Genomic DNA, 20,449 nt, shown 5'->3' on the forward strand with positions numbered 1-20,449 from the left:
GCCATCAGATCCAGGGACGGGCGGTGGCCATCTTCGCCTCGAACCCCTGAATGGCGGAGGCCTTTTCCATCGTCAGGCCGATATCGTCCAGCCCGTTCAGCAGGCAATGGCGGCGGAACGGATCGACCGAAAACGCGAACTCCTTCCCGTCCGAAGTGGTCACCACCTCACGCTCCAGATCAACGGTCATGCGGGCATTGGCCCCGCGCGAGGCATCTTCCATCAGCACATCCACAACGTCTTGCGGCAAGGTGATCGGCAGGATGCCGTTCTTGAAGCAGTTGTTGAAGAAGATGTCGGCAAAGCTGGTGGAGATCACGCAGCGGATGCCGAAATCCAGAAGCGCCCAAGGCGCGTGTTCGCGCGACGATCCGCAACCGAAATTGTCGCCCGCGATCAGGATCTCGGCCTGACGATAGGCGGGCTGGTTCAGCACGAAACCGGGATTCTCGTTACCGTCCGCATCGAATCGCAGCTCGTCGAACAGGTTCTTGCCCAGGCCCGACCGCAGGATCGTCTTCAGAAACTGCTTGGGTATGATCATGTCCGTGTCGATGTTGACCAGCGGCATGGGGGCGGCAACGCCCGTCAGTTGGGTGAACTTTTCCATCAAACAGCCTCCGCCATCAGGTCGCGCACATCGGTCAGGCGGCCCGTCACCGCCGCTGCCGCCGCCATTGCGGGGCTCATCAGGTGGGTGCGGCCGCCGCGGCCCTGACGGCCTTCGAAGTTGCGGTTCGACGTCGCGGCGCAACGGTCGCCGGGCGACAGCTGATCATCGTTCATGCCAAGGCACATGGAGCAGCCTGCCAAACGCCATTCGAAACCCGCATCGATGAAGATCTGCGCGATGCCTTCCTGTTCGGCCTGCGCACGCACCAGCCCCGATCCGGGAACCACCATCGCGCGGATCCCGTCCTTGACGCGGCGGCCACGCAGAACCTCGGCCGCGGCGCGCAGATCCTCGATCCGGCCATTGGTGCAGGAGCCGATGAAGACCGTGTTCACCTCGATCTCGTCCAGCTTCTGGCCGGCCTCCAGCCCCATGTATTCCAGCGAACGTTTCGCGGCAGCGACCTTGCCGCCCGCGAAGCTTTCCGGTGCCGGAACAACACCGGTGATGGGCAGCACATCCTCGGGCGAGGTGCCCCATGTCACGACAGGGGCGATATCCTCGGCACGGATGGTGATGACCTTGTCGTAATGCGCGCCTTCATCGGAAAACAGCGTCTTCCAATAGGCGACGGCGGCATCCCACTGTTCGCCCTTCGGCGCGTTGGGGCGGCCCTTGCAATAGGCGAAGGTCGTTTCGTCCGGCGCGATCAGGCCAGCGCGGGCACCCCCTTCGATCGCCATGTTGCAGACGGTCATGCGGCCTTCCATCGACAGTTCGCGAATCGCCTGCCCGCAATATTCGATCACATGGCCGGTGCCGCCTGCCGTGCCGGTCAGGCCGATCACCGTCAGGGTGATGTCCTTGGCCGTCACGCCCGGGGGAAGCGATCCGGTGATCTCTACCTTCATGTTCTTGGACTTCTTCTGGATCAGCGTCTGGGTGGCCAGAACATGCTCCACCTCCGACGTGCCGATGCCGTGGGCCAACGCACCGAAGGCGCCATGCGTGGCGGTGTGGCTGTCGCCGCAAACCACCGTCATGCCCGGCAGCGTCCAGCCCTGTTCGGGGCCGACGATGTGCACGATCCCCTGACGCACGTCGTCGATGGGGTAATAATGCACGCCCGTCGCGCGGGCATTGGTATCGAGGGCGGCGACCTGGATGCGCCCCTCCTCGTTCTCGATATGCGTTTCGCGGCCCGCAGTGGTGGGGACGTTGTGATCCGGCACGGCAATCGTCTTGCCCGGCGCATGCACGGTGCGGCCCGCCATGCGCAGCCCTTCGAAGGCCTGCGGGCTGGTCACCTCGTGCACCAGATGGCGGTCGATATACAGCAGGCAGGTGCCGTCGGCATCCTGCTGGACGACGTGGTCGTCCCAGATCTTGTCGTAAAGGGTACGCGGTTTGTCCTGAGCGGTCATGGCTCGTCCTGTGTCGGAATGGCTTTGAGTGTTTGGGATCAGCGGCGTCTGGGATGCGCGAAGGCAGCCCGCCGCATCAAAGCCGCGCGAGGACGTTACGGGTCGCACCGAAGAACCGCGCCGGAAGGCGGGCATGGTCGGTGATGTTGAAATAGATGAACCCTTGCATACTGCCGATCATATCAGGATTGCCGTCCCCGGCAAGGTTCTCGAAAGCGATCGGATCATGACATGAAGACTGCGGCTTTGCTTCCCGCCGGATGCCGTGATCATGATTGGATCAGCGCCCCGCGAGGGCGGGGCGAAAGGTCCCATAATCGCCATGATATGCGCCCTTTTCGCCTCTGCGCCGCATCCCCTGCCCGCCCGTTGAAGCGGCGTTGAGGTTGCGGCCCCTTGATGGTATCGTCGGGATGTGGCGCGGGGCCTTTTCCGCGCAAGATAACTGGAGGACAATGTCCTGTCTCATTCCGATCCTGCGACCGGGTTGCCGGTCGGGCCGCGTCCTGACATGACCGTGGCCAAAACCGATGACGCACAAAGCGAGGCGATGCTTGCCCGCGTCCTGCAATCGCTTGACGATGACAAGGCCGAGGAAATCGTGCAGATCGATCTGCGCGGTCGTTCCGACATGGCCGATTACATGATCATCTGCTCGGGCCGGTCGTCCCGCCAGGTGGCCTCGATCGCCGAAAAGCTGACCGACAACGTGAAGCGCGACTTCGGCCGCGTCTCCAAGGTCGAAGGCAAGGAAACCGGCGACTGGGTGCTGATCGACACGGGCGATGTCATCGTTCACGTCTTCCGCCCCGAAGTGCGCGAGTTCTACCAGCTTGAAAAGATGTGGCTGCCTTCGGACCAGCAACACCAGCCCGGCTGATGCGGGTGCATCTTTGCGCTGTGGGCCGGCTGCGGCAGGGCCCCGAGCGTGATCTGGTGGATGATTACGTCACCCGCTTCGACCGCACCGGCCGCGCCCTTGGCCTTGGTCCACTGACCATGCACGAGGTGGAGGATCGCAAGGGTGGCGGCATGGAGGCGGAAGCCGACCTGCTGTCTCGCGCCCTGCCCGCCGGCGCGCTGGTGGCGGTGATGGATGAACGGGGTCGAACGCTGAACAGCCCCGAATTTTCCGATCAGCTTGCAAAATGGCGCGATGGCGGGCGGCAGGATGTCGCCTTCGTCATCGGCGGGGCGGACGGACTTGCGCCCGCCTTCCGCCAGCGGGCGGATTTCGCACTGTCCTTCGGGCGCATGGTCTGGCCGCATATGCTGGTGCGGGTCATGTTGACCGAACAGCTTTACCGTGCGGCATCGATCCTGTCGGGAAGCCCGTATCACCGGGCATAAGGCGGCGCGGCTTCCCGCGCCACCCTTCCGTGATCAGGCAGCGAGGCTTTTGCTGCCCATTTCAAGGAACTTCTTGCGGCGATCGGCGATCAGCTCCTTGCCGCTTTTTCCCGAAAGCTCTTTCAGCATCGTGGCGATGGCCTTTCCGACCGCCTGAATCGTTTCTGCGGGGGCACGCTGCGCGCCGCCCAGCGGTTCCTGGATGATGCGGTCGATCACGCCAAGCTTCTGAAGATCCTGTGCCGTCAGGCGGAGCGCTTCGGCGGCTTCGCGCATTTTTTCGGCGTCCTTCCACAGGATGGACGCGCACCCCTCGGGCGAGATCACGGAATAAACCGAATGTTCCAGCATCGCGACGCGGTTGCCCGCAGCGAATGCGACAGCACCGCCCGAGCCCCCTTCGCCGATCACGGTGGCCAGCACCGGAACGCCGATTTCAAGGCATTTCTGCGTGGAACGGGCGATGGCCTCGGACTGGCCCCGTTCTTCGGCACCCTTGCCGGGATACGCGCCGGGCGTGTCGATCAGAGTGATGACTGGCAGGCCGAAACGGTCGGCCATGTCCATCAGGCGGATCGCCTTGCGGTAACCTTCCGGGCGGGCCATGCCGAAGTTCCGCTCGATCCGGCTTTTGGTGTCATTGCCCTTTTCGTGGCCGAGGACCACGACCGGCTGATCGTGAAACCGCGCGATGCCGCCCATCACGGCATGATCATCGGCGAAGTTCCGGTCGCCGGCCAGCGGCGTGAACTCGGTGAACAGCGCGTCGATGTAATCCTTGCAGTGCGGACGTTCGGGATGACGCGCCACTTGCGTCTTCTGCCACGCCGTCAGGCCCTTATAAAGGTCGCGCAGCATCGTCTCGGCCTTGCGGTCAAGGGCGGCGGCTTCCTTTTCCACATCCATGGACTCGTTCTGGCGGCCCATTGCGCGAAGCTCTTCTGCCGTGCCCTCGATCTCGGCAAGCGGCTTTTCGAATTCCAGATACTGCATTGCGTCGTCCCTGTGGATGCTTGCCGTTATATGCCCGCCCCGAACGCGCGATGCAACCGCGAGGCCGGACATGGCAACGCCCCGGAGTTTCCTCCGAGGCGCGCCTCCCTCCCCTCGATGTCGCCAAGTGCCTCCCCGCACCGACGACCGGGTATTCCGTTGCTGATCCCGTGATCAACCATAGCGGTAGAGTGATGGTGATTCCGGCGTTCTGTCAACAATTCTTTACAAAGCACCCCCAAGCATATCGGTGCGCGGATCTTGCGCCCTCCGGACATCCGACGCCTGATCCTGTCGCCATACGGGCATTGTGCCGGATTATCTTCGACGGCCGAAGGAATCAGGATCAAAAACAGAGAACCAATTCCACGGGACCGCCTCTAACCTGCGATGACCCTCAGCCGGAGAAACGTCATGATCGAAACGCCTTATCTGCTGTTCCTGGGCGATGCGCCCGATGCCCTTGCCGCCAAGGTGGCGCAGGGAATCAAGGACTGGCGCCCCGAATTCGCCAAGGGCCAGCTTCGGATGGAGGGGTGCAAGGCCGATATGGGCCTGACCGACATGACGGTGGACGAGGCTGTGGCCGCCGGCGTCAAGACGCTGGTGATCGGCGTGGCCAACCGGGGCGGCGTCATTTCACCCGCGTGGAAGAAGGTGCTGGTGGAGGCGCTGGAGAAAGGCCTCGACATCGCGTCGGGCCTGCACAACCTGCTGCGGGACGAAGCGGAACTGGTCGCAGCCGCCAAGGCCAATGGCCGCCAGCTGCATGACGTGCGCGTGCCATCGGTGCAGTATCCCATCGCGAACGGCAAGAAGCGCACGGGGAAGCGGATGCTGGCCGTGGGCACCGATTGTTCGATCGGCAAGATGTACACGGCGCTGTGCGTTGAAAAGGAAATGCGCGCACGCGGCATGAAGGCCGACTTCCGCGCCACGGGCCAGACAGGCATCCTGATCACCGGCAACGGCGTGCCGCTGGACGCGGTGATTGCGGATTTCATGGCAGGCTCCGTGGAATACCTGACGCCCGACAACGATGCGGATCACTGGGACCTGATCGAGGGGCAGGGTTCGCTGTTCCACGTTTCCTATTCCGGGGTGACGATGGCGCTGATTCACGGCGGCCAGCCGGATGCGCTGGTGGTGTGCCATGAACCCACGCGAGAGCACATGCGCGGCCTGCCCGATTACAGGCTGCCCTCGCTGGAGGCGGTGCGCGACATGGCGCTGGCGCTGGCCAGGGTGGCCAATCCCGATTGCAAGGTCGTCGGGTATTCCATCAACACCCAGCACATGAACGAGGCTGACGCCAAGGCCTACATCGCGAAGGTGGAAGCGGATCTGGGCCTGCCTGCCACCGATCCTTTCCGCTTCGGGGCCGGCAAACTGGTGGACGCACTGGACGCGATCTGAAACCCTGCCGGGGGCGTACAGCCCCCGCATCATTCCAAGGAGGTCGGCATGATCGACGTTCTCGCCGAAACCTTTCCGCTTGCGCAGGTTTTTACCATCAGCCGCGGTTCGCGCACGGAAACCCGGGTCATCACCGTGAAGATCACGCGCGGCGGCATCACGGGATGGGGCGAATGCCTGCCCTATGCCCGCTATGACGAAACGCTGGACAGCGTGGCCGACCAGATCGCCACCCTTCCCGATAACGTGACGCGCGCGCAGCTTCAGGGCCTGCTGCCCGCAGGCGCGGCCCGCAACGCGGTCGATTGCGCGCTTTGGGATCTGGAGGCGAAGGCCACGGGCAAGCGGGTGTGGGAACTTGCGGGCCTTTCCGCACCGGGGCCTGAGATCACGGCCTATACCCTCTCGCTCGACACGCCCGAGAACATGCGCGCGGCAGCGGCCAAGAACGCCCATCGCCCCCTGCTGAAGATCAAGCTTGGCACCGAGGGCGACATGCCGCGGCTTGAAGCTGTTCGCGCCGGTGCGCCGAACACGAAGATCATCGTGGATGCGAACGAAGGCTGGACGGCAGAGGTTTATTCCGACCTTGCCCCGCATCTGGTTCGCATGGGGGTGGCACTGGTGGAACAGCCGCTGCCGGCAGGCAAGGACGACATGCTGGCCGAGATTGCGCGCCCCCTGCCTGTTTGCGCCGACGAATCCTGTCATAACCGTGCCAGCCTGCCGCACCTTAAAGGGAAGTACGATGTCATCAACATCAAGCTGGACAAGACCGGCGGCCTGACCGAGGCGCTGGATCTGAAGCGCGCGGCGCTGGCCGAAGGCTATGGCCTGATGGTCGGCTGCATGGTCGGCACCAGCCTTGCCATGGCCCCCGCCCTGCTGGTGGCGCAAGGCGCGCTGGTGACCGACCTTGACGGTCCGCTGCTTCTGGCCGAAGACCGCATGCACCCGCTGACCTTCGATCAGGCCGGGGTGCACCCGTCTGACGCGAAACTCTGGGGATGACCATGACGCGCATTGTCTATGTGAACGGCGAATACCTTCCCGATACGGAAGCCAAGATTTCCATCTTCGACCGCGGCTTCCTGATGGCCGATGCCGTCTACGAGGTGACCTCGGTTCTGGATGGAAAGCTTCTGGATTACGCCGGGCATGAATCGCGCCTTGCCCGCTCGCTGGACGAGCTGGGGATGGCCAATCCCGTCACGAAAGAGGAACTGCTGGCGATCCACCGCGAACTGGTGTCGCGCAACGGCGTCGGCAATGGCCTGGTTTATCTTCAGATCACGCGCGGCAGCGCGGGCGACCGCAGCTTCGTGTTCCCCGATCCGGCCACCACCCCGTCGGGCATCGTGCTGTTCACGCAGAAGGTCGATGATCTGGATTTCCCGCCCGCAGCCAAGACGGGCATCAAGGTCATCGCATTCGACGATCTGCGCTGGGGCCGCCGCGACATCAAGACGGTGCAGCTTCTGTGGCCCTCGATGGCGAAGATGGCGGCAAAGAAGGCCGGTTGCGATGACGCCTTCTTCGTGCAGGACGGGATGGTGACGGAAGGCTCCGCCTCCAACGCTTATATCGTGAAGGGCAACCGCATCATCACGCGCCCGCTGTCCAACGATATCCTGCACGGCATCACCCGCGCCACGCTGCTGAAATACGCCGCCGAAGCCCAGTTCGAGATCGAGGAACGCGCCTTCACCATCGCCGAGGCGCAGGCCGCGGACGAAGCTTTCGTGACCGGCGCCTCCACTTTCGTGATGCCGGTGGTGGAAGTTGACGGCGCAAAAGTGGGCAGCGGCACGCCCGGCCCCGTCGCCACCCGCCTGCGCGAGCTTTACATCGAGGAAGCGAAAAAGGCCGCGATCTAACGGCGCGGCGCGCTTTCGCGCAACCACACCTCGGCGGCATCCTCTTCGCGGGGGGCCGCCATGCGGGACGCGTCCCGCGTCACATGCGGAAGATCGACGGGCGGGCGAGCCGTTGCAGGGCCGCCCAGCCCAAGGCAGATCATCGCAGCAAAAAGTCGCAACATGGGATGGCTCCGTTCCAGGTGCGGCAATGATGGGGCTGCCACACCCTCACGTCAAAACGCCATCGCGTGATCCAGATCGGCCACCGCCGCCGCGACGACCGGGGCAAGCCGGTCCGCCCATGCCGCCTGCCCCGCAGGGCTTCGGATCAGGTCGTTGCGCAATTCGATCAGCGTGTTGTGTCGCCCCTTCTGCAATGCGTGGCGATCGATGGCATCGCCCGGAAGGTGCCCCGAATAGGGTTCGTTGTCGCCAGTGCAGATGTCCGGCTCGGCCCGCAGACGGGCGATCAGCCGCTGGCTCAGCCTGTCGTTCAGGGGCGAATGCAGCACGCCCACATGCCACGGTCGCTGCGCCCGCCCGTTCAGGCGCGGCGTGAAACTGTGGATCGACACGATCACGGTATCGTCCCGCCGCGCCGCCAGCCGCGCCAGCGCCGCGTGATAAGGGCGGTAAAGCGTGTCCAGCCGCCGCTCCACCTCTGCCGCATCGACATGGCGGTTGGCGGGGATGATCGTGCCGTCATAAAGGCGCATCACCAGCGTGGGATCATCCTCTCCCCGGTTCGGATCGATGACGAGGCGCGAGAAATCCGACAGCACCGCCGTCGCCCCCAAACGGTCCGCCAGCGCCACCGCCAGCCCGGCCGCGCCCACGTCGAAGGCGATGTGGCGGTTCATGTCTTCGGCCGCGATTCCCAGATCGCCGCCGTTCACATCGCCCGGCACGCGGTTGCTTGCGTGATCGCAAGTGACCAGAATCTGGGCGTCGCGATTTTCGCCATGGATACGGAACGGGTGCACGTGGCCCTCCTTGTCGCATTTCCTTCGGGTTGACCCTATATCCCGACGAGAACCGAAGCCAGTTGCGAGGGATGTTGTGCGCTAACACGAAAGCGGGCAAAACATCCCCAAGGAATGGGAGAATTGAATGAGACGCCTTCGCAACGTCAAGATCGTGGCCACGCTTGGTCCTGCTTCCAGCAGCTACGAGGTGATCCGCGCACTGTTTGAGGCCGGTGCCGACGTGTTCCGCCTGAACATGAGCCACGGAAGCCATGACGACATCCGTGCGAGGCACGAGATTATCCGCCGGATCGAAAGCGACACGGGCCGCCCCATCGGCATCCTTGCCGACCTTCAGGGCCCAAAGCGGGCAAAACATCCCCAAGGAATGGGAGAATTGAATGAGACGCCTTCGCAACGTCAAGATCGTGGCCACGCTTGGTCCTGCTTCCAGCAGCTACGAGGTGATCCGCGCACTGTTTGAGGCCGGTGCCGACGTGTTCCGCCTGAACATGAGCCACGGAAGCCATGACGACATCCGTGCGAGGCACGAGATTATCCGCCGGATCGAAAGCGACACGGGCCGCCCCATCGGCATCCTTGCCGACCTTCAGGGCCCGAAGCTGCGCGTCGGCGTGTTCGCAAACGATTCCGAGGAACTGGCCGAAGGCGCACCCTTCCGTCTGGACCTGTCGGATGCGCCGGGCGATGCCACGCGCGTGAACCTGCCCCACCCCGAGATTTTCGCCGCGCTGGAGCCGGGGGCTTCGCTTCTGGTCAATGACGGGAAGATCCGCCTGCGGGTGCACGAATGCGGCACCGATTTCGCCAATTGCGTGGTGGAAGTCGGCGGCACCATTTCGAACCGCAAGGGTGTGAACGTGCCGGACGTGGTGCTGCCGCTGGCGGCGCTGTCTGCAAAGGACCGCAAGGATCTGGAGTTCATCTGCGATCTGGGCTGTGACTGGCTGGCCCTGTCCTTCGTGCAGCGCCCCGAGGATGTGACCGAGGCACGCGACCTGGCAAAGGGCCGCGCCGCGATCCTGTCCAAGATCGAGAAGCCGGCCGCCGTGAAGGCCTATGACGCGATTCTGGAAGCGTCGGACGGCATCATGGTCGCGCGGGGCGATCTGGGCGTGGAACTGCCGGTGCAGGCCGTTCCGCCGATCCAGAAGCGCCTGGTCCGTCTGGCCCGCGCCGCCGCCAAGCCGGTGATCGTGGCCACGCAGATGCTGGAATCGATGATCGATTCGCCCGTTCCCACGCGGGCCGAGGTGTCGGACGTCGCCACCGCCATCTATGAAGGCGCCGATGCGGTGATGCTGTCTGCCGAATCCGCTGCCGGCCATTATCCGGTGGAAGCGGTAACGACGATGAACAACGTCGCCATCTCGGTCGAAAGCGACAGCACCTACCGCGAGGTGATCGAGGCAAGCCGCTCGGCCAAGCGCGCCTCGGTTGCCGATGCGATCGTGGCCGCCGCGCGCGAAATTGCGGAAAGCACGCCGATCAAGGCGATCTGCTGCTTCTCGCAAACCGGCACCACGGTGTCGCTGGTGGCCCGTGAACGCCCGCGCGTGCCAATCATGGCGCTGACGCCGCTGATGGAAACCGCGCGGCGCATGACGCTGACATGGGGCACCCATTGCGCGATCACCGAATCACAGCACCGCTTCAAGGGGGCGGTTCTGGCCGCGGCCAAGGCCGCACGGCAATACGGCTTCGCGACCGAGGATGAACAGATCGTCGTGACCGCCGGCGTGCCCTTCAACCGTGCCGGCACCACGAACATCCTGCGCGTCGCCCCTTGCGACGAACGCCGGATCGTCAGCGCCGAGTTCGAATAAGCTTGCAGCGGGCGGTGTTCCACCTTATACGCCGCCCCCTGATACCCGCGCGCCCGGCCGATGTGGCATTGCCGTGGCGCGCGTTCACAACTCGCAAGAGGAGACGAAAATGCCCAAGATGAAGACAAAGTCGGCCGCGAAGAAGCGCTTCAGCTTCACGGCCTCCGGCCGCGTCAAGGCCGGTCCTGCCGGTAAGCGCCACGGCATGATCAAACGCTCGACGAAATTCATCCGCGACGTCACGGGAACGATGATCCTGTGCGATTCGGACGAGAAGATCGTCAAGAAATACATGCCCTACAACCGGTAAGGAGAGCGTAGATGTCCCGCGTTAAATCCGGCGTCGTCACGCACGCCCGTCACCGTAAAGTCATCAAGGCGGCCAAAGGCTACTACGCCGCCCGTTCGACGAACTTCCGCACCGCGACCCAGGCCGTCGACAAGGCGAACCAGTACGCGACCCGCGACCGCAAGACCCGCAAGCGCACGTTCCGCGCCCTGTGGATCCAGCGCATCAACGCGGCTGTTCGCCTGTTCGACGCCGAGATGACCTATTCGCGCTTCATCAACGGTCTGGCGCTTGCCGGTATCGAAGTGGACCGCAAGGTTCTGGCCGATCTGGCCGTGCGCGAGCCCGAGGCGTTCAACGCCATCGCGGCCCAGGCGAAAAAAGCCCTCGCCTGATCTTCGAAAAGCCCCGCTTCGGCGGGGTTTTTTATTGCCCGCCTTGCCAGTCAGCGCCCCTGCGGCTAATCCAAAGCCGGACCAAGGAGGCCGGCATGGACGGGATCGACACGCTTCGCGACACTTACCTCAACCGCATCAAGGATGCCGGGGATGAGGCTGCGGTGGAGGAGCTTCGTCTTGCCGCGCTTGGCAAGAAGGGCGAAATCAGCCTGAAGATGCGCGAGCTGGGCAAGATGACGCCCGAGGAGCGCCAGACGACCGGCGCCGCGCTGAACCGTTTGAAGGACGAACTCGACGCAGCCCTGCGGGCTCGCAAAGCTTCGCTTGCCGATGCCGCGCTGGAACAGCGCCTTGCCGCCGAATGGCTGGACGTGACGCTGCCGGGCCGCCCGCGCCGCTTCGGCACCATCCACCCTGTCAGCCAGGTCATGGACGAGCTGACCGCCATCTTCGCCGATATGGGCTTTTCCGTTGCCGAAGGCCCGCAGGTCGAATCCGACTGGTACAACTTCGACGCGCTGAACATCCCGCCCGAACACCCCGCGCGGCAGGAACATGACACCTTTTTCATGCATCGTGCGGAAGGCGATGACCGCCCGCCCCACGTGCTGCGCACCCACACCTCGCCCGTGCAGATCCGCGCGATGACGCAGCAGGGCGCGCCAATCCGCGTGATCGCCCCCGGCCGCGTGTATCGCATGGACATGGATCAGACCCACACGCCGATGTTCCACCAGGTCGAAGGCCTCGCCATCGACAAGAACATCTCCATGGCCAACCTGAAATGGGTGCTGGAGGAGTTCTGCCGTGCCTTCTTCGAGGTGCCCTCGGTCGAACTGCGTTTCCGCGCGTCCCACTTCCCCTTCACCGAACCCTCGGCCGAGGTGGATATCCGCTGTTCATGGGCGAACGGCCAGCTGAAGATCGGCGAAGGTGACGACTGGATGGAAATCCTCGGCTCCGGCATGGTGCATCCGAAGGTGCTGAAGGCCGCGGGTGTCGATCCCGACCAGTGGCAGGGCTTCGCCTTCGGCATGGGCATCGACCGGCTTGCGATGCTGAAATACGGCATCCCCGACCTGCGCGCCTTCTTCGAATCCGATCTGCGCTGGCTGCGCCATTACGGCTTCGCCTCGCTTGACATGCCCGACCTTGCCAGCGGGCTGAGCCGCTAAGGAGATACAGACATGAAATTCACCCTCTCCTGGCTCAAGACCCACCTCGACACGGCTGCAAGCCTTGATGACATCGCCTATGCCCTGACCGATCTGGGGCTGGAGGTGGAAGGCATCACGGATCCCGCCGCGAAGCTGAAAAACTTCACGCTGGCCAAGGTCCTGCATGCCGAACAGCATCCGGATGCAGACCGCCTGCGCGTGTGCCGCGTCCAGACCGATGAAGGCGAAAAGCAGATCGTCTGCGGTGCTCCGAACGCTCGCGAAGGCATCACCGTGGTGCTGTGCAAACCCGGCGATTACGTTCCCGGCATCGACACCACGCTGGGCGTGGGCAAGATCCGCGGCATCGAATCCCACGGCATGATGGCGTCCGAACGTGAGTTGGAGCTTTCGGACGAACATAACGGCATCATCGAGCTGCCCTCGGGTGAAGTCGGCGAGCGGTTCGTTGACTGGCTGGCCGCGAACCGCCCCGGCGCGGTCGATCCGATGATCCACATCAAGATCACGCCGAACCGCCCCGATGCCCTTGGCGTGCGCGGCATCGCACGCGATCTGGCGGCGCGCGGCCTTGGCACGCTGAAGCCGCTGGTGGTTGAGCCGGTTATTGGCAACTTCCCGAACCCGATCACCGTGCGCACGGAAACCGAAGGCTGCCCCCTGTTCGCGGGCCGCGTGATCCGCGGCGTGAAGAACGGTCCCTCGCCCGCTTGGCTGCAACAGCGGCTGATGGCAATCGGCCTGCGTCCGATCTCGGTTCTGGTGGATATCACCAACTTCTTCACCTTCGACCTGAACCGCCCGCTGCACGTGTTCGATGCAGGCAAGGTGAAGGGCGATCTGGTCGTCCGGTCCGCGCAGGATGGCGAAACCCTGCAGGCGCTGGATGGCAAGACCTATACCCTTCGCCCCGGCATGGTGGTCATCGCCGATGATACCGGCGTCGAATCCCTTGGCGGCATCATGGGCGGCGAGGTTTCGGGCTGCGACGAGGCGACCACCGATGTTTATCTGGAAGCCGCCTACTTCGATCCGATCACCACGGCCACCACGGGCCGCGCACTGAAGATCAACTCCGACGCGCGCTATCGCTTCGAACGCGGCATCGACCCCGCCTTCACGCTGGAGGGGATGGAACTTGCGACGCGCATGATCCTCGACCTGTGCGGGGGGGAGGCATCGGAGGTGCAGGTGGCAGGTGCCGTGCCGGACACGGCCCGCGCCTATCGCCTCGACACCGACCGCGTCGTGTCGCTGGTCGGGATGGAGATCGCGGCCGAAGAACAGCGCGCAACGCTGGAAGCGCTTGGCTTCCGGCTGGAAGGCGACATGGCCCATGTGCCCTCATGGCGCCCGGATGTGCTGGGAGAGGCTGATCTGGTCGAGGAAATCGCCCGCGTTGCTTCCCTTACCAAGCTGCAGGGCAAACCCCTGCCCCGCACCGCTGCCGGTGTGCCGCTGCCGATCCTGACGCCGCTGCAACAGCGCGAGAAGATGGCGCGGCGGACGCTGGCATCGATCGGCTATAACGAATGCGTCACCTACAGCTTCATCAATGCAGGCGATGCGGCGCTGTTCGGCGGCGGCGCGGATGCCGTGCGGGTGGAAAACCCCATCAGCAGCGAGATGACGCATCTGCGGCCCGACCTACTTCCGGGCCTGCTGCGGGCCGCGGCCCGCAATCAGGCGCGCGGTTTCGCCGACATGGCCCTGTTTGAGGTTGGCCCCGCCTTTACGGGTGGCGAACCCGGCGAGCAGGTGCTGCAAGCGACCGGCCTGCTGATCGGTGCCAGCGCCGTGCGTGACACCTTCGGATCGCGCCGCCCGGTGGACTTGTTCGACGCCAAGGCAGATGCAGAGGCGATCCTTGCCGCCCTTGGCGCCCCCGCGAAGGTGCAGATCAGCCGCAAGGCGGCGGGCTGGTGGCATCCGGGACGCTCTGGCGTCATCGGTCTGGGGCCGAACGCGCTGGCGACGTTCGGAGAGGTGCATCCGCGCATCCTGCATGCGCTGGATGTGAAGGGCCCCGCAGTTGCCTTCACGATCAACATTGCCAAGATCCCCTATCCCAAGGTGAAAACGCCGACGCGGCCCGCACTGGTCCTGTCGGACCTGCAGGCGGTGGACCGTGATTTCGCCTTTGTTGTGGACGCACAGGTGGAGGCGCTGACGCTTGTCAACGCGGCTGCCGGTGCAGACAAGGCGCTGATCGAAAGCGTGCGCGTGTTCGACCAGTTCGCGACCGATGCGCAAAAGGCCGAGGGCAAAAAATCCCTCGCCCTGACCGTGCGCCTGCAACCGACGGACAAAACGCTGACCGACAAGGATATCGAGGCGGCCAGCGCCAAGATCATCGAAAAGGTGGCAAAGGCAACAGGCGCGACATTGCGCGCCTGACTCCATCAGACGGCGATGTTGTCGATCAGACGCACGCCGTCGATCCACGCCGCTGCAAGCATACGGGCCGGTCGGGACAACGTCTCGGTCGGCTCAAGTGTTTCGGCATCACAGAGTTCGACATAATCGATCTCGGCAAATCCTGCCTTTCGCAGCGCCTGCCGTGCCTGATCCAGCGCATGGTCGATCGCAACACCGCTGCGGATCGCCTGTGCCGCATCACGCATCGCACCATACATCAGGCGCGCATCGTCGCGCGATGCCGTCAGCCTGCGATTGCGCGAGGACATGGCAAGGCCATCCGCCTCGCGCACCGTTTCGCAGCCCTTGATCCGGATAGGCAGGTTCAGATCGGCCACGAACCGGCGCACGATCTGAAGCTGCTGCCAGTCCTTTTCCCCGAAGAAGGCAATATCGGCCTGCGACATCGAGAACAGTTTCGTCACCACCGTGGCCATGCCGTTGAAATGGCCGGGCCGGTGCGCACCCTCCAGCAGGTCCGACAGGCCGCCCACCTGAACCGTGCTGGCGAATCCCGCCGGATACATCTCCTCCACCGAGGGGATGAAAACTGCGTCGACCCCATCCAGCAGGGCCACGTCGCGCGCCTCGTCACGGGGATACTTCGCCAGATCCTCGGGGTTGTTGAACTGGATCGGGTTCACGAAGATCGACACGATCACCCGTCCACATTCGGCCCGGGCGCTGTTCACAAGGCTCAGATGCCCGTCATGCAGCGCGCCCATGGTGGGAACCAGCCCGACGGTCTGCCCCGCCGCCTTCCACGCCGCAACCTGTGCACGCAGATCGGCCACAGTCCGAACGATCATTTGACGGCATCCCCGAAGCTGTGTTCCGGTGCCGGGAAGGCGCCGCTTCGCACCTCGGCGGCATAGGCGGCGATGGCGCGATCCGCTTCACCCGCCAGATCGGCATAGCGCTTGACGAACTTGGGGCGGAAATCGGCGAAGAGGCCCAGCATGTCATCCACGACGAGGATCTGTCCGTCACATCCTGCGCCAGCGCCGATGCCGATGGTCGGTATCTTCAGTGCCTCGGTGATCTGGCGGCCCAGCGATTCCGGGACCTTTTCCAGAACGACGGCGAAAGCCCCGGCATCCGCCACGGCCTGCGCATCGGCCAGAATACGTTCGCGGTCCGCATTGCGCCCTTGAACCTTGTAGCCGCCAAGTGTGTTCACCGCCTGCGGCGTCAGCCCGATATGCGCCATGACCGGCACGCCGCGCGCCACCAGAAACGCGATCGTTTCGGCCATATGCGCGCCCCCCTCCAGCTTCACCGCTGCGGCCCCCGTTTCCGCCAGCAAGCGCGAGGCGTTGCGGAAGGCCTGTTGCGGGCTTTCCTCGTAACTGCCGAAGGGCAGATCGATCACGCAAAATGCGCGGGACAACCCGCGCATCACCGCCTGCCCGTGCAGGATCATCATCTCCATCGTGACGCCAAGCGTGGACGGCAAACCGTGCAGCACCATGCCAAGGCTATCGCCCACCAGCACAATGTCGCAATGGGCATCCACCTGCCGGGCCATCGGCGTGGTATAGGCCGTCAGGCAAACGAGCGGAGTTGCCCCCTTTGCCCCGAGGATGTCCGGAACCGTCAGGCTCCGGCTTTGAACATTGGCGCTCATGTAACCTCCCCGGGCTGCGTTGCGGGAAGGTGATAGCGGCAGGCCCCGTTGGGCGCCAGCCTCAGCCGGCCGACGCAACCAGCAGGGGCAGTTCCGTCCCGGGCGGGTGGACCTCGCCATTGGCATCCTCCACCCATATACCTTCGTATTCGCGGCTTTCGGCCTCGGTCCGCACCTTCACGCGGGCGCCGGGCTCGACGCGGTTGTAAAGGTCGATGATGTCCTGGTTGAACAGACGGATGCACCCGGCCGAATTTGCGCGCCCGATGGACCGATCATCGATCGTGCCGTGAATACGGTAATAGGTGTCGCGCCCGTTGCGATAAAGGTACAGCGCGCGCGCGCCCAGCGGGTTTTCCAGCCCGCCCGGAAGGCCCGAAGCATATTCCGCGTAAAGTTCCGGCTGCGTGCGGATCATGTTCTGCGTCGGCGTCCAGCTGGGCCATTCCCGCTTCATCCCGATGCGCGCATTGCCGCGGAATGCCTTGCCTTCAGGGCCGACACCCACCGCATAGCGCATCGCGCGCCCGTCGGGCAGAACATAGTAAAGGCGGCGGGTAAAGGGATCGACGACGATGGTGTTCGGCGATTCCGGCCCGCTATAGGCCACTTCCGTGCGCACCTTTTCTGGCGTCAGAAAGGCCGGGTTTACGGCCGGGATCAGGTATTCCCCGTCCTGAACGGCGGCATATCGCGGATCTGCGGGCGCTTGCATGACCTGCGGCGGCGGCGCGGCACAAGCCGTAAGGAAAGCGAGCGACACAACCGTGGCTATATGTCTGAGTTTCAGGCGCAACGTAGATTCCCATCTTCTTCTTATTCACGGGTCAAACTGCGCTGCGGCCGATCAAGGTCAACCCGCAACACATACGGGCGGTACCGACCGTGGCCGATTGGCCACCCTCAGGAATAGCTCCGCACCAATGCCGCCGCGACCAGCGACCAGCCATCGGCCACCACGAAGAAAGCAAGCTTGAACGGAAGCGAAACGATCGCCGGGGGCACCATCATCATCCCCATCGACATCAGCACCGCCGAAACGACAAGGTCGATCACAAGGAAGGGAAGAAACAGCAGGAAGCCGATTTCAAACGCCCGCTGGATTTCTGACAGCATGAAGGACGGAACCAGCACCGACAGCGGCGCCTCCCCGATCACGGGGGGCGCGCCTTCGCGCAAGGAGGCAAGCGCAGCGAATGCGTCCGGATCCATGCGCGCGGTCATGAAGGCGCGGAACGGATCGACGATCGCGGGCCATGCCGTTTCAAGATCCACCTGCCCCTCACTTAATGGGCGGATCCCGTTGATCCATGCATCCGTCAGCACCGGGTCCATCACGAACCAGGTCAGGAACATCGCAAGGCTGATCATCAGCATGTTTGGCGGCGCCTGCTGCAGGCCGATGGCCTGACGCAGGATGGACAGCACCGTCACGATGAAAGGAAAGCAGGTCACCATGATCGCGATGCCTGGCACAAGGCTCAGCACAGTGATCAGCGCGATCAGCTGGATCGAACGTCCTGCAAGGGAGGCGTCGCCGTTCCCCATGTCGATGGAGATCTGCTGCGCCAGCGCAGGCTGGGCCAGCAGGATCAGCACCAGCGCGATGCGGATCAAAGCGCGCCCCCACCGGCGGCAACCTCGGTCAGGCGCACAGCAAGCTGGCCGGCCTGGTCGCCCTCACCTTCCTGCAGAACGCCGCGGGCAATCAGCCTGTCGCCGACGTAAAGCTCCACCGGGTCTTCCACGCGGCGGTCCAGTGTCAGGACCGCATCGCGGCCAAGGTTCAGAAGTTCGCGCACGCGGGGGCGGGCCTTGCCCACTGAAACGGTGATCTCGATCGGGACCTGCGAAAACGGGCTATCGGCGGTGTCATCCATGGCGGACCTCGGCATTGAGGGTGAAGAAATCATCAAGCGCGGCAAGGATCGCGTTTGCCGCGCCCGCGGGATCGACCAGGGTTTCGGACAGCCCGTCTGCGATCAGGGCAGAGCCACGGGCCACGGCGGCGTCCGTTTGCACCACAAGCGGGAACCCCGCATCGGGAAGGCGCGGCAAAATGGCCGCGTGATCTTCCGGATGCAGCAACAGGCGCAGCGGCTGGCCGGTGGCCGATTGCGCCAGCGGCAGCACGGCATCGGCAACGGCAGGGGCCAGCGCCGCGGCGGCCATGGGCGGCAGAACGGTGTTCAGGATCTGGCGCAGCAACGGATCCAGCGCCTGCATCATCTGCTCTCGGGCACCGTGCCATGCGAAGGCCATGTCCTGCAGGCTGCGCGAAAGGGTTTCCGCGATCTCCCGCTCTGCCTGTTCGGCCGAGGCGGCCATTTCCGCCTCTGCCTCGGCGCGGCCTGCCGCACGGGCCTCGCGGCGCACGTCTTCCAGCGCGGCAGCATCGGTCACCACGACCTCACTGGCATCGCCAAAAGGTTCAAGACGCAGGGGAATCATGTCCGTTCTTCCTTGTCCATCCATCCACGCAGAACTTCCACCGTTTCCACCTGCCGCGCCTCGATCAGGCGGCGCAGACGGGCCACGGGATCGGGCAGGTCATCATCGGCGTCGGCCGTTTCCTCCAGCTCGCCGTCGAGGGCGGTCGTGCCGGGAAGGGCAAGAACCGGCGCGGGCGCCTCCAGCTCCTCGGGGCGGCGCGTCAGGATCGGGCGCACCACGAACAGCCCGAGGATCAGTGCAACAAGCGCCAGCACCGCGATCTGCACGATCTGCATCATGTTCATCTGCTTGAGGGGCGAGAACATGCCCTCTTCGGCCAGCGTGCCCTGCGGGGCCACCTGTTCGAACTGAAGCGAGCGGATGGTCAGGATATCGCCCCGCGCCGTATCCAGCCCCACGGCCGAGGCGACAAGGTCATGCAGCGCCGTCATTTCTTCCTCGGGGCGCGGTGTCCAGGTGGTGGTGCCATCTTCGGCCGTCTCCGTCAGCCCATCCACGAGCACCGCCACGCTGAGCCTGCGAACATCACCCGGGCTGCGCAGCAGGTCGCGCTGCGTTTCGGACACTTCGTAGTTCACCGTTTCCTGCGTTTCGGAACTGCTGCTGCGCCCGTCCTGCGCATCCCCGGCAGCATCGCCGTCAGGCACGTTGGAGGCCACCGTCACGGCACCCGACGGGCGGGTATCGGAACTTGTCCTTTCCACCATTTCGGAACTGATCGGCACGCGGCCCTGCGGATCGAAACGCCGCTCGATGATCTGCTCACGCTCCGTCCCGAGTTCGACCGCGACTTCCACGACCGCGTGGCCGGGGCCGACGCGGGCTGCCAGCAGGCGTTCCACGTTCTGGCGCAGGCGTTCGGCGCGATCGGTGGCGGGGGGCGTTTCATCCATGTCCAGCAGCCCGCGACGGCTGTCGATCACGGAAACATCCTCCACCCGCATGCCGGCGACGGCCCCCGAGACGAGCGAGCGCAAAGCGCGCGCCTGCGCCTGTGTCAGCCCGCCCTGCGCCGTGGTCAGCGTGACGCTGGCGGTGGGCCGTGCCTCGCGACGGAAGGGCTGGTCGTTGCCCTGCGCGATATGCACACGCGCCGCGCGCACCTCGGGCATGGAAAGGATGGTACGGGCCAGCTCCCCTTCCTTTGCCCGAAGATAGGCGGCGTCGAATATCTGCGACGTGGTGCCGAACCCCGACAGCCCGTCAAGAAGTTCGTATCCGGCGGCGCCGAAACTTGGCAGGTCCTGCCCGGCCAGCATCATGCGAAGGCGGTCGCGTTGTGCCGCGTCCACGTGGATCGAGTCGCCCTCGATCCGGTATGAAACGCCCTGCTGTTCCAGCGCGCCCACCACCTCGCCTGCGGCCTGCGGCTCCAGCCCGGAATAAAGAAGTGCCATGTCGGGTGCAGTCGCGATGCGTGAAAGACCAAGAATGGCCGCGAACATCCCCAGTGTCGCCCCGACAATGACGATCTTGCGCCGCAGCGCCATGGATGCCCAAAGGGACAGCACGTTCTGCATGTCGTGTCCTCCGATATTCGGGCTTCTGCCCACGAAGGCTGTCTGAACTATCCAGCTTAACAATCGGTTAGTGGAATGGCCCCTATAACCGCCGCAAC

General features: G+C 64.4%; 22 protein-coding genes and 1 pseudogene. 11 read left to right on the plus strand and 12 right to left on the minus strand.

The annotated features are described in order from the left end of the window. Nucleotides 1-4: 4 nt before the first annotated feature. Together leuD and leuC are read right to left on the minus strand one after the other, a co-directional pair. Nucleotides 5-610, minus strand: coding sequence for a 3-isopropylmalate dehydratase small subunit (gene leuD, locus JX25_RS09985; RefSeq protein WP_128254843.1), 606 nt, complete (start codon nt 608-610; stop codon nt 5-7). Further along, nucleotides 610-2,037, minus strand: a complete 1,428-nt coding sequence (gene leuC, locus JX25_RS09990; RefSeq protein WP_128254844.1) for a 3-isopropylmalate dehydratase large subunit — start codon at nt 2,035-2,037, stop codon at nt 610-612. Before leuC ends, leuD begins: the two co-directional genes overlap by 1 nt. Before the next feature lie 511 nt (nt 2,038-2,548). Between leuC and rsfS the strand changes: the two genes are divergently transcribed. Both rsfS and rlmH read left to right on the plus strand, forming a co-directional pair. Beyond that, nucleotides 2,549-2,917, plus strand: a complete 369-nt coding sequence (gene rsfS, locus JX25_RS09995) for a ribosome silencing factor (RefSeq protein WP_164876106.1) — start codon at nt 2,549-2,551, stop codon at nt 2,915-2,917. Continuing rightward, nucleotides 2,917-3,387, plus strand: a complete 471-nt coding sequence (gene rlmH / locus JX25_RS10000) for a 23S rRNA (pseudouridine(1915)-N(3))-methyltransferase RlmH (RefSeq protein ID WP_128254845.1) — start codon at nt 2,917-2,919, stop codon at nt 3,385-3,387. The genes rsfS and rlmH overlap by 1 nt, the downstream gene beginning before the upstream one ends. 33 nt (nt 3,388-3,420) lie before the next feature. On the opposite strand, the gene JX25_RS10005 is transcribed toward rlmH, so the two are convergent. Next, nucleotides 3,421-4,380, minus strand: a complete 960-nt coding sequence (locus JX25_RS10005; RefSeq protein ID WP_128254846.1) for an acetyl-CoA carboxylase carboxyltransferase subunit alpha — start codon at nt 4,378-4,380, stop codon at nt 3,421-3,423. Nucleotides 4,381-4,794: 414 nt separating this feature from the next. Between JX25_RS10005 and dgcN the strand changes: the two genes are divergently transcribed. The 3 genes from dgcN to JX25_RS10020 are packed head-to-tail and all read left to right on the plus strand — an operon-like array spanning nt 4,795 to nt 7,673. Then, on the plus strand, nt 4,795-5,796 hold the full coding sequence (gene dgcN / locus JX25_RS10010) for an N-acetyltransferase DgcN (RefSeq protein WP_128254847.1): 1,002 nt from the start codon (nt 4,795-4,797) through the stop codon (nt 5,794-5,796). Nucleotides 5,797-5,844: 48 nt separating this feature from the next. Continuing rightward, a complete protein-coding gene (gene dgcA, locus JX25_RS10015) occupies nt 5,845-6,807 on the plus strand; it encodes an N-acetyl-D-Glu racemase DgcA (protein WP_128254848.1) in 963 nt (320 codons plus the stop codon). Nucleotides 6,808-6,809: 2 nt separating this feature from the next. After that, on the plus strand, nt 6,810-7,673 hold the full coding sequence (locus JX25_RS10020) for a D-amino-acid transaminase (protein WP_128254849.1): 864 nt from the start codon (nt 6,810-6,812) through the stop codon (nt 7,671-7,673). On the opposite strand, the gene JX25_RS14860 is transcribed toward JX25_RS10020, so the two are convergent. Together JX25_RS14860 and JX25_RS10025 are read right to left on the minus strand one after the other, a co-directional pair. Then, the gene (locus JX25_RS14860; protein ID WP_164876108.1) at nt 7,670-7,837 is read right to left on the minus strand and encodes a hypothetical protein; all 168 of its coding nucleotides are present in this window, start codon (nt 7,835-7,837) and stop codon (nt 7,670-7,672) included. The two genes, JX25_RS10020 and JX25_RS14860, sit on opposite strands and share 4 nt — an antisense overlap. Nucleotides 7,838-7,888: 51 nt before the next feature. Next, the gene (locus JX25_RS10025; protein ID WP_128254850.1) at nt 7,889-8,638 is read right to left on the minus strand and encodes an N-formylglutamate amidohydrolase; all 750 of its coding nucleotides are present in this window, start codon (nt 8,636-8,638) and stop codon (nt 7,889-7,891) included. Nucleotides 8,639-8,765: 127 nt separating this feature from the next. On the opposite strand from JX25_RS10025, the pseudogene JX25_RS10030 reads away from it, so the two are divergent. The 6 genes and pseudogenes from JX25_RS10030 to pheT form a co-directional block, all read left to right on the plus strand. Continuing rightward, a pseudogene (locus tag JX25_RS10030) lies at nt 8,766-8,987 on the plus strand (pyruvate kinase); the annotation flags it as partial. 34 nt (nt 8,988-9,021) lie between these two features. Then, complete coding sequence (pyk, locus tag JX25_RS10035) at nt 9,022-10,467, plus strand: pyruvate kinase (RefSeq protein WP_128254851.1); 1,446 nt, start codon at nt 9,022-9,024, stop codon at nt 10,465-10,467. Between the two features lie 109 nt (nt 10,468-10,576). After that, complete coding sequence (rpmI, locus tag JX25_RS10040; protein WP_128254852.1) at nt 10,577-10,777, plus strand: 50S ribosomal protein L35; 201 nt, start codon at nt 10,577-10,579, stop codon at nt 10,775-10,777. Between the two features lie 11 nt (nt 10,778-10,788). Next, nucleotides 10,789-11,151, plus strand: coding sequence for a 50S ribosomal protein L20 (gene rplT, locus JX25_RS10045; RefSeq protein WP_128254853.1), 363 nt, complete (start codon nt 10,789-10,791; stop codon nt 11,149-11,151). 95 nt (nt 11,152-11,246) lie between these two features. After that, entirely contained in the window at nt 11,247-12,329 is a 1,083-nt protein-coding gene (pheS, locus tag JX25_RS10050) for a phenylalanine--tRNA ligase subunit alpha (protein WP_128254854.1), read from the plus strand. Between the two features lie 12 nt (nt 12,330-12,341). Further along, entirely contained in the window at nt 12,342-14,729 is a 2,388-nt protein-coding gene (gene pheT / locus JX25_RS10055; RefSeq protein WP_128254855.1) for a phenylalanine--tRNA ligase subunit beta, read from the plus strand. A 5-nt stretch (nt 14,730-14,734) separates the two neighbouring features. Here pheT and panC read toward each other — a convergent pair whose 3' ends face one another. The 7 genes from panC to fliF all read right to left on the minus strand — a co-directional run bounded on the left by panC (nt 14,735) and on the right by fliF (nt 20,351). Continuing rightward, a complete protein-coding gene (panC, locus tag JX25_RS10060; protein ID WP_128254856.1) occupies nt 14,735-15,559 on the minus strand; it encodes a pantoate--beta-alanine ligase in 825 nt (274 codons plus the stop codon). Next, a complete protein-coding gene (gene panB / locus JX25_RS10065; RefSeq protein ID WP_128254857.1) occupies nt 15,556-16,377 on the minus strand; it encodes a 3-methyl-2-oxobutanoate hydroxymethyltransferase in 822 nt (273 codons plus the stop codon). Before panB ends, panC begins: the two co-directional genes overlap by 4 nt. 61 nt (nt 16,378-16,438) lie before the next feature. Beyond that, nucleotides 16,439-17,092, minus strand: coding sequence for a L,D-transpeptidase (locus JX25_RS10070; protein WP_128254858.1), 654 nt, complete (start codon nt 17,090-17,092; stop codon nt 16,439-16,441). 188 nt (nt 17,093-17,280) lie between these two features. Continuing rightward, nucleotides 17,281-17,991 (minus strand): flagellar type III secretion system pore protein FliP, encoded by a 711-nt coding sequence (fliP, locus tag JX25_RS10075; protein ID WP_128255247.1) that lies wholly within the window; start codon nt 17,989-17,991, stop codon nt 17,281-17,283. Then, on the minus strand, nt 17,991-18,257 hold the full coding sequence (locus JX25_RS10080) for a FliM/FliN family flagellar motor switch protein (RefSeq protein WP_128254859.1): 267 nt from the start codon (nt 18,255-18,257) through the stop codon (nt 17,991-17,993). Before JX25_RS10080 ends, fliP begins: the two co-directional genes overlap by 1 nt. Further along, nucleotides 18,250-18,828: a hypothetical protein gene (locus tag JX25_RS10085; RefSeq protein WP_128254860.1), complete on the minus strand. Its 579-nt coding sequence runs from the start codon at nt 18,826-18,828 to the stop codon at nt 18,250-18,252. Before JX25_RS10085 ends, JX25_RS10080 begins: the two co-directional genes overlap by 8 nt. Further along, complete coding sequence (gene fliF / locus JX25_RS10090; RefSeq protein ID WP_128254861.1) at nt 18,825-20,351, minus strand: flagellar basal-body MS-ring/collar protein FliF; 1,527 nt, start codon at nt 20,349-20,351, stop codon at nt 18,825-18,827. The genes JX25_RS10085 and fliF overlap by 4 nt, the downstream gene beginning before the upstream one ends. Nucleotides 20,352-20,449 lie beyond the last annotated feature (98 nt).

The sequence above is a fragment of the Falsirhodobacter deserti genome (genome assembly GCF_004015795.1).
Taxonomy (GTDB): Bacteria; Pseudomonadota; Alphaproteobacteria; order Rhodobacterales; family Rhodobacteraceae; genus Falsirhodobacter; species Falsirhodobacter deserti.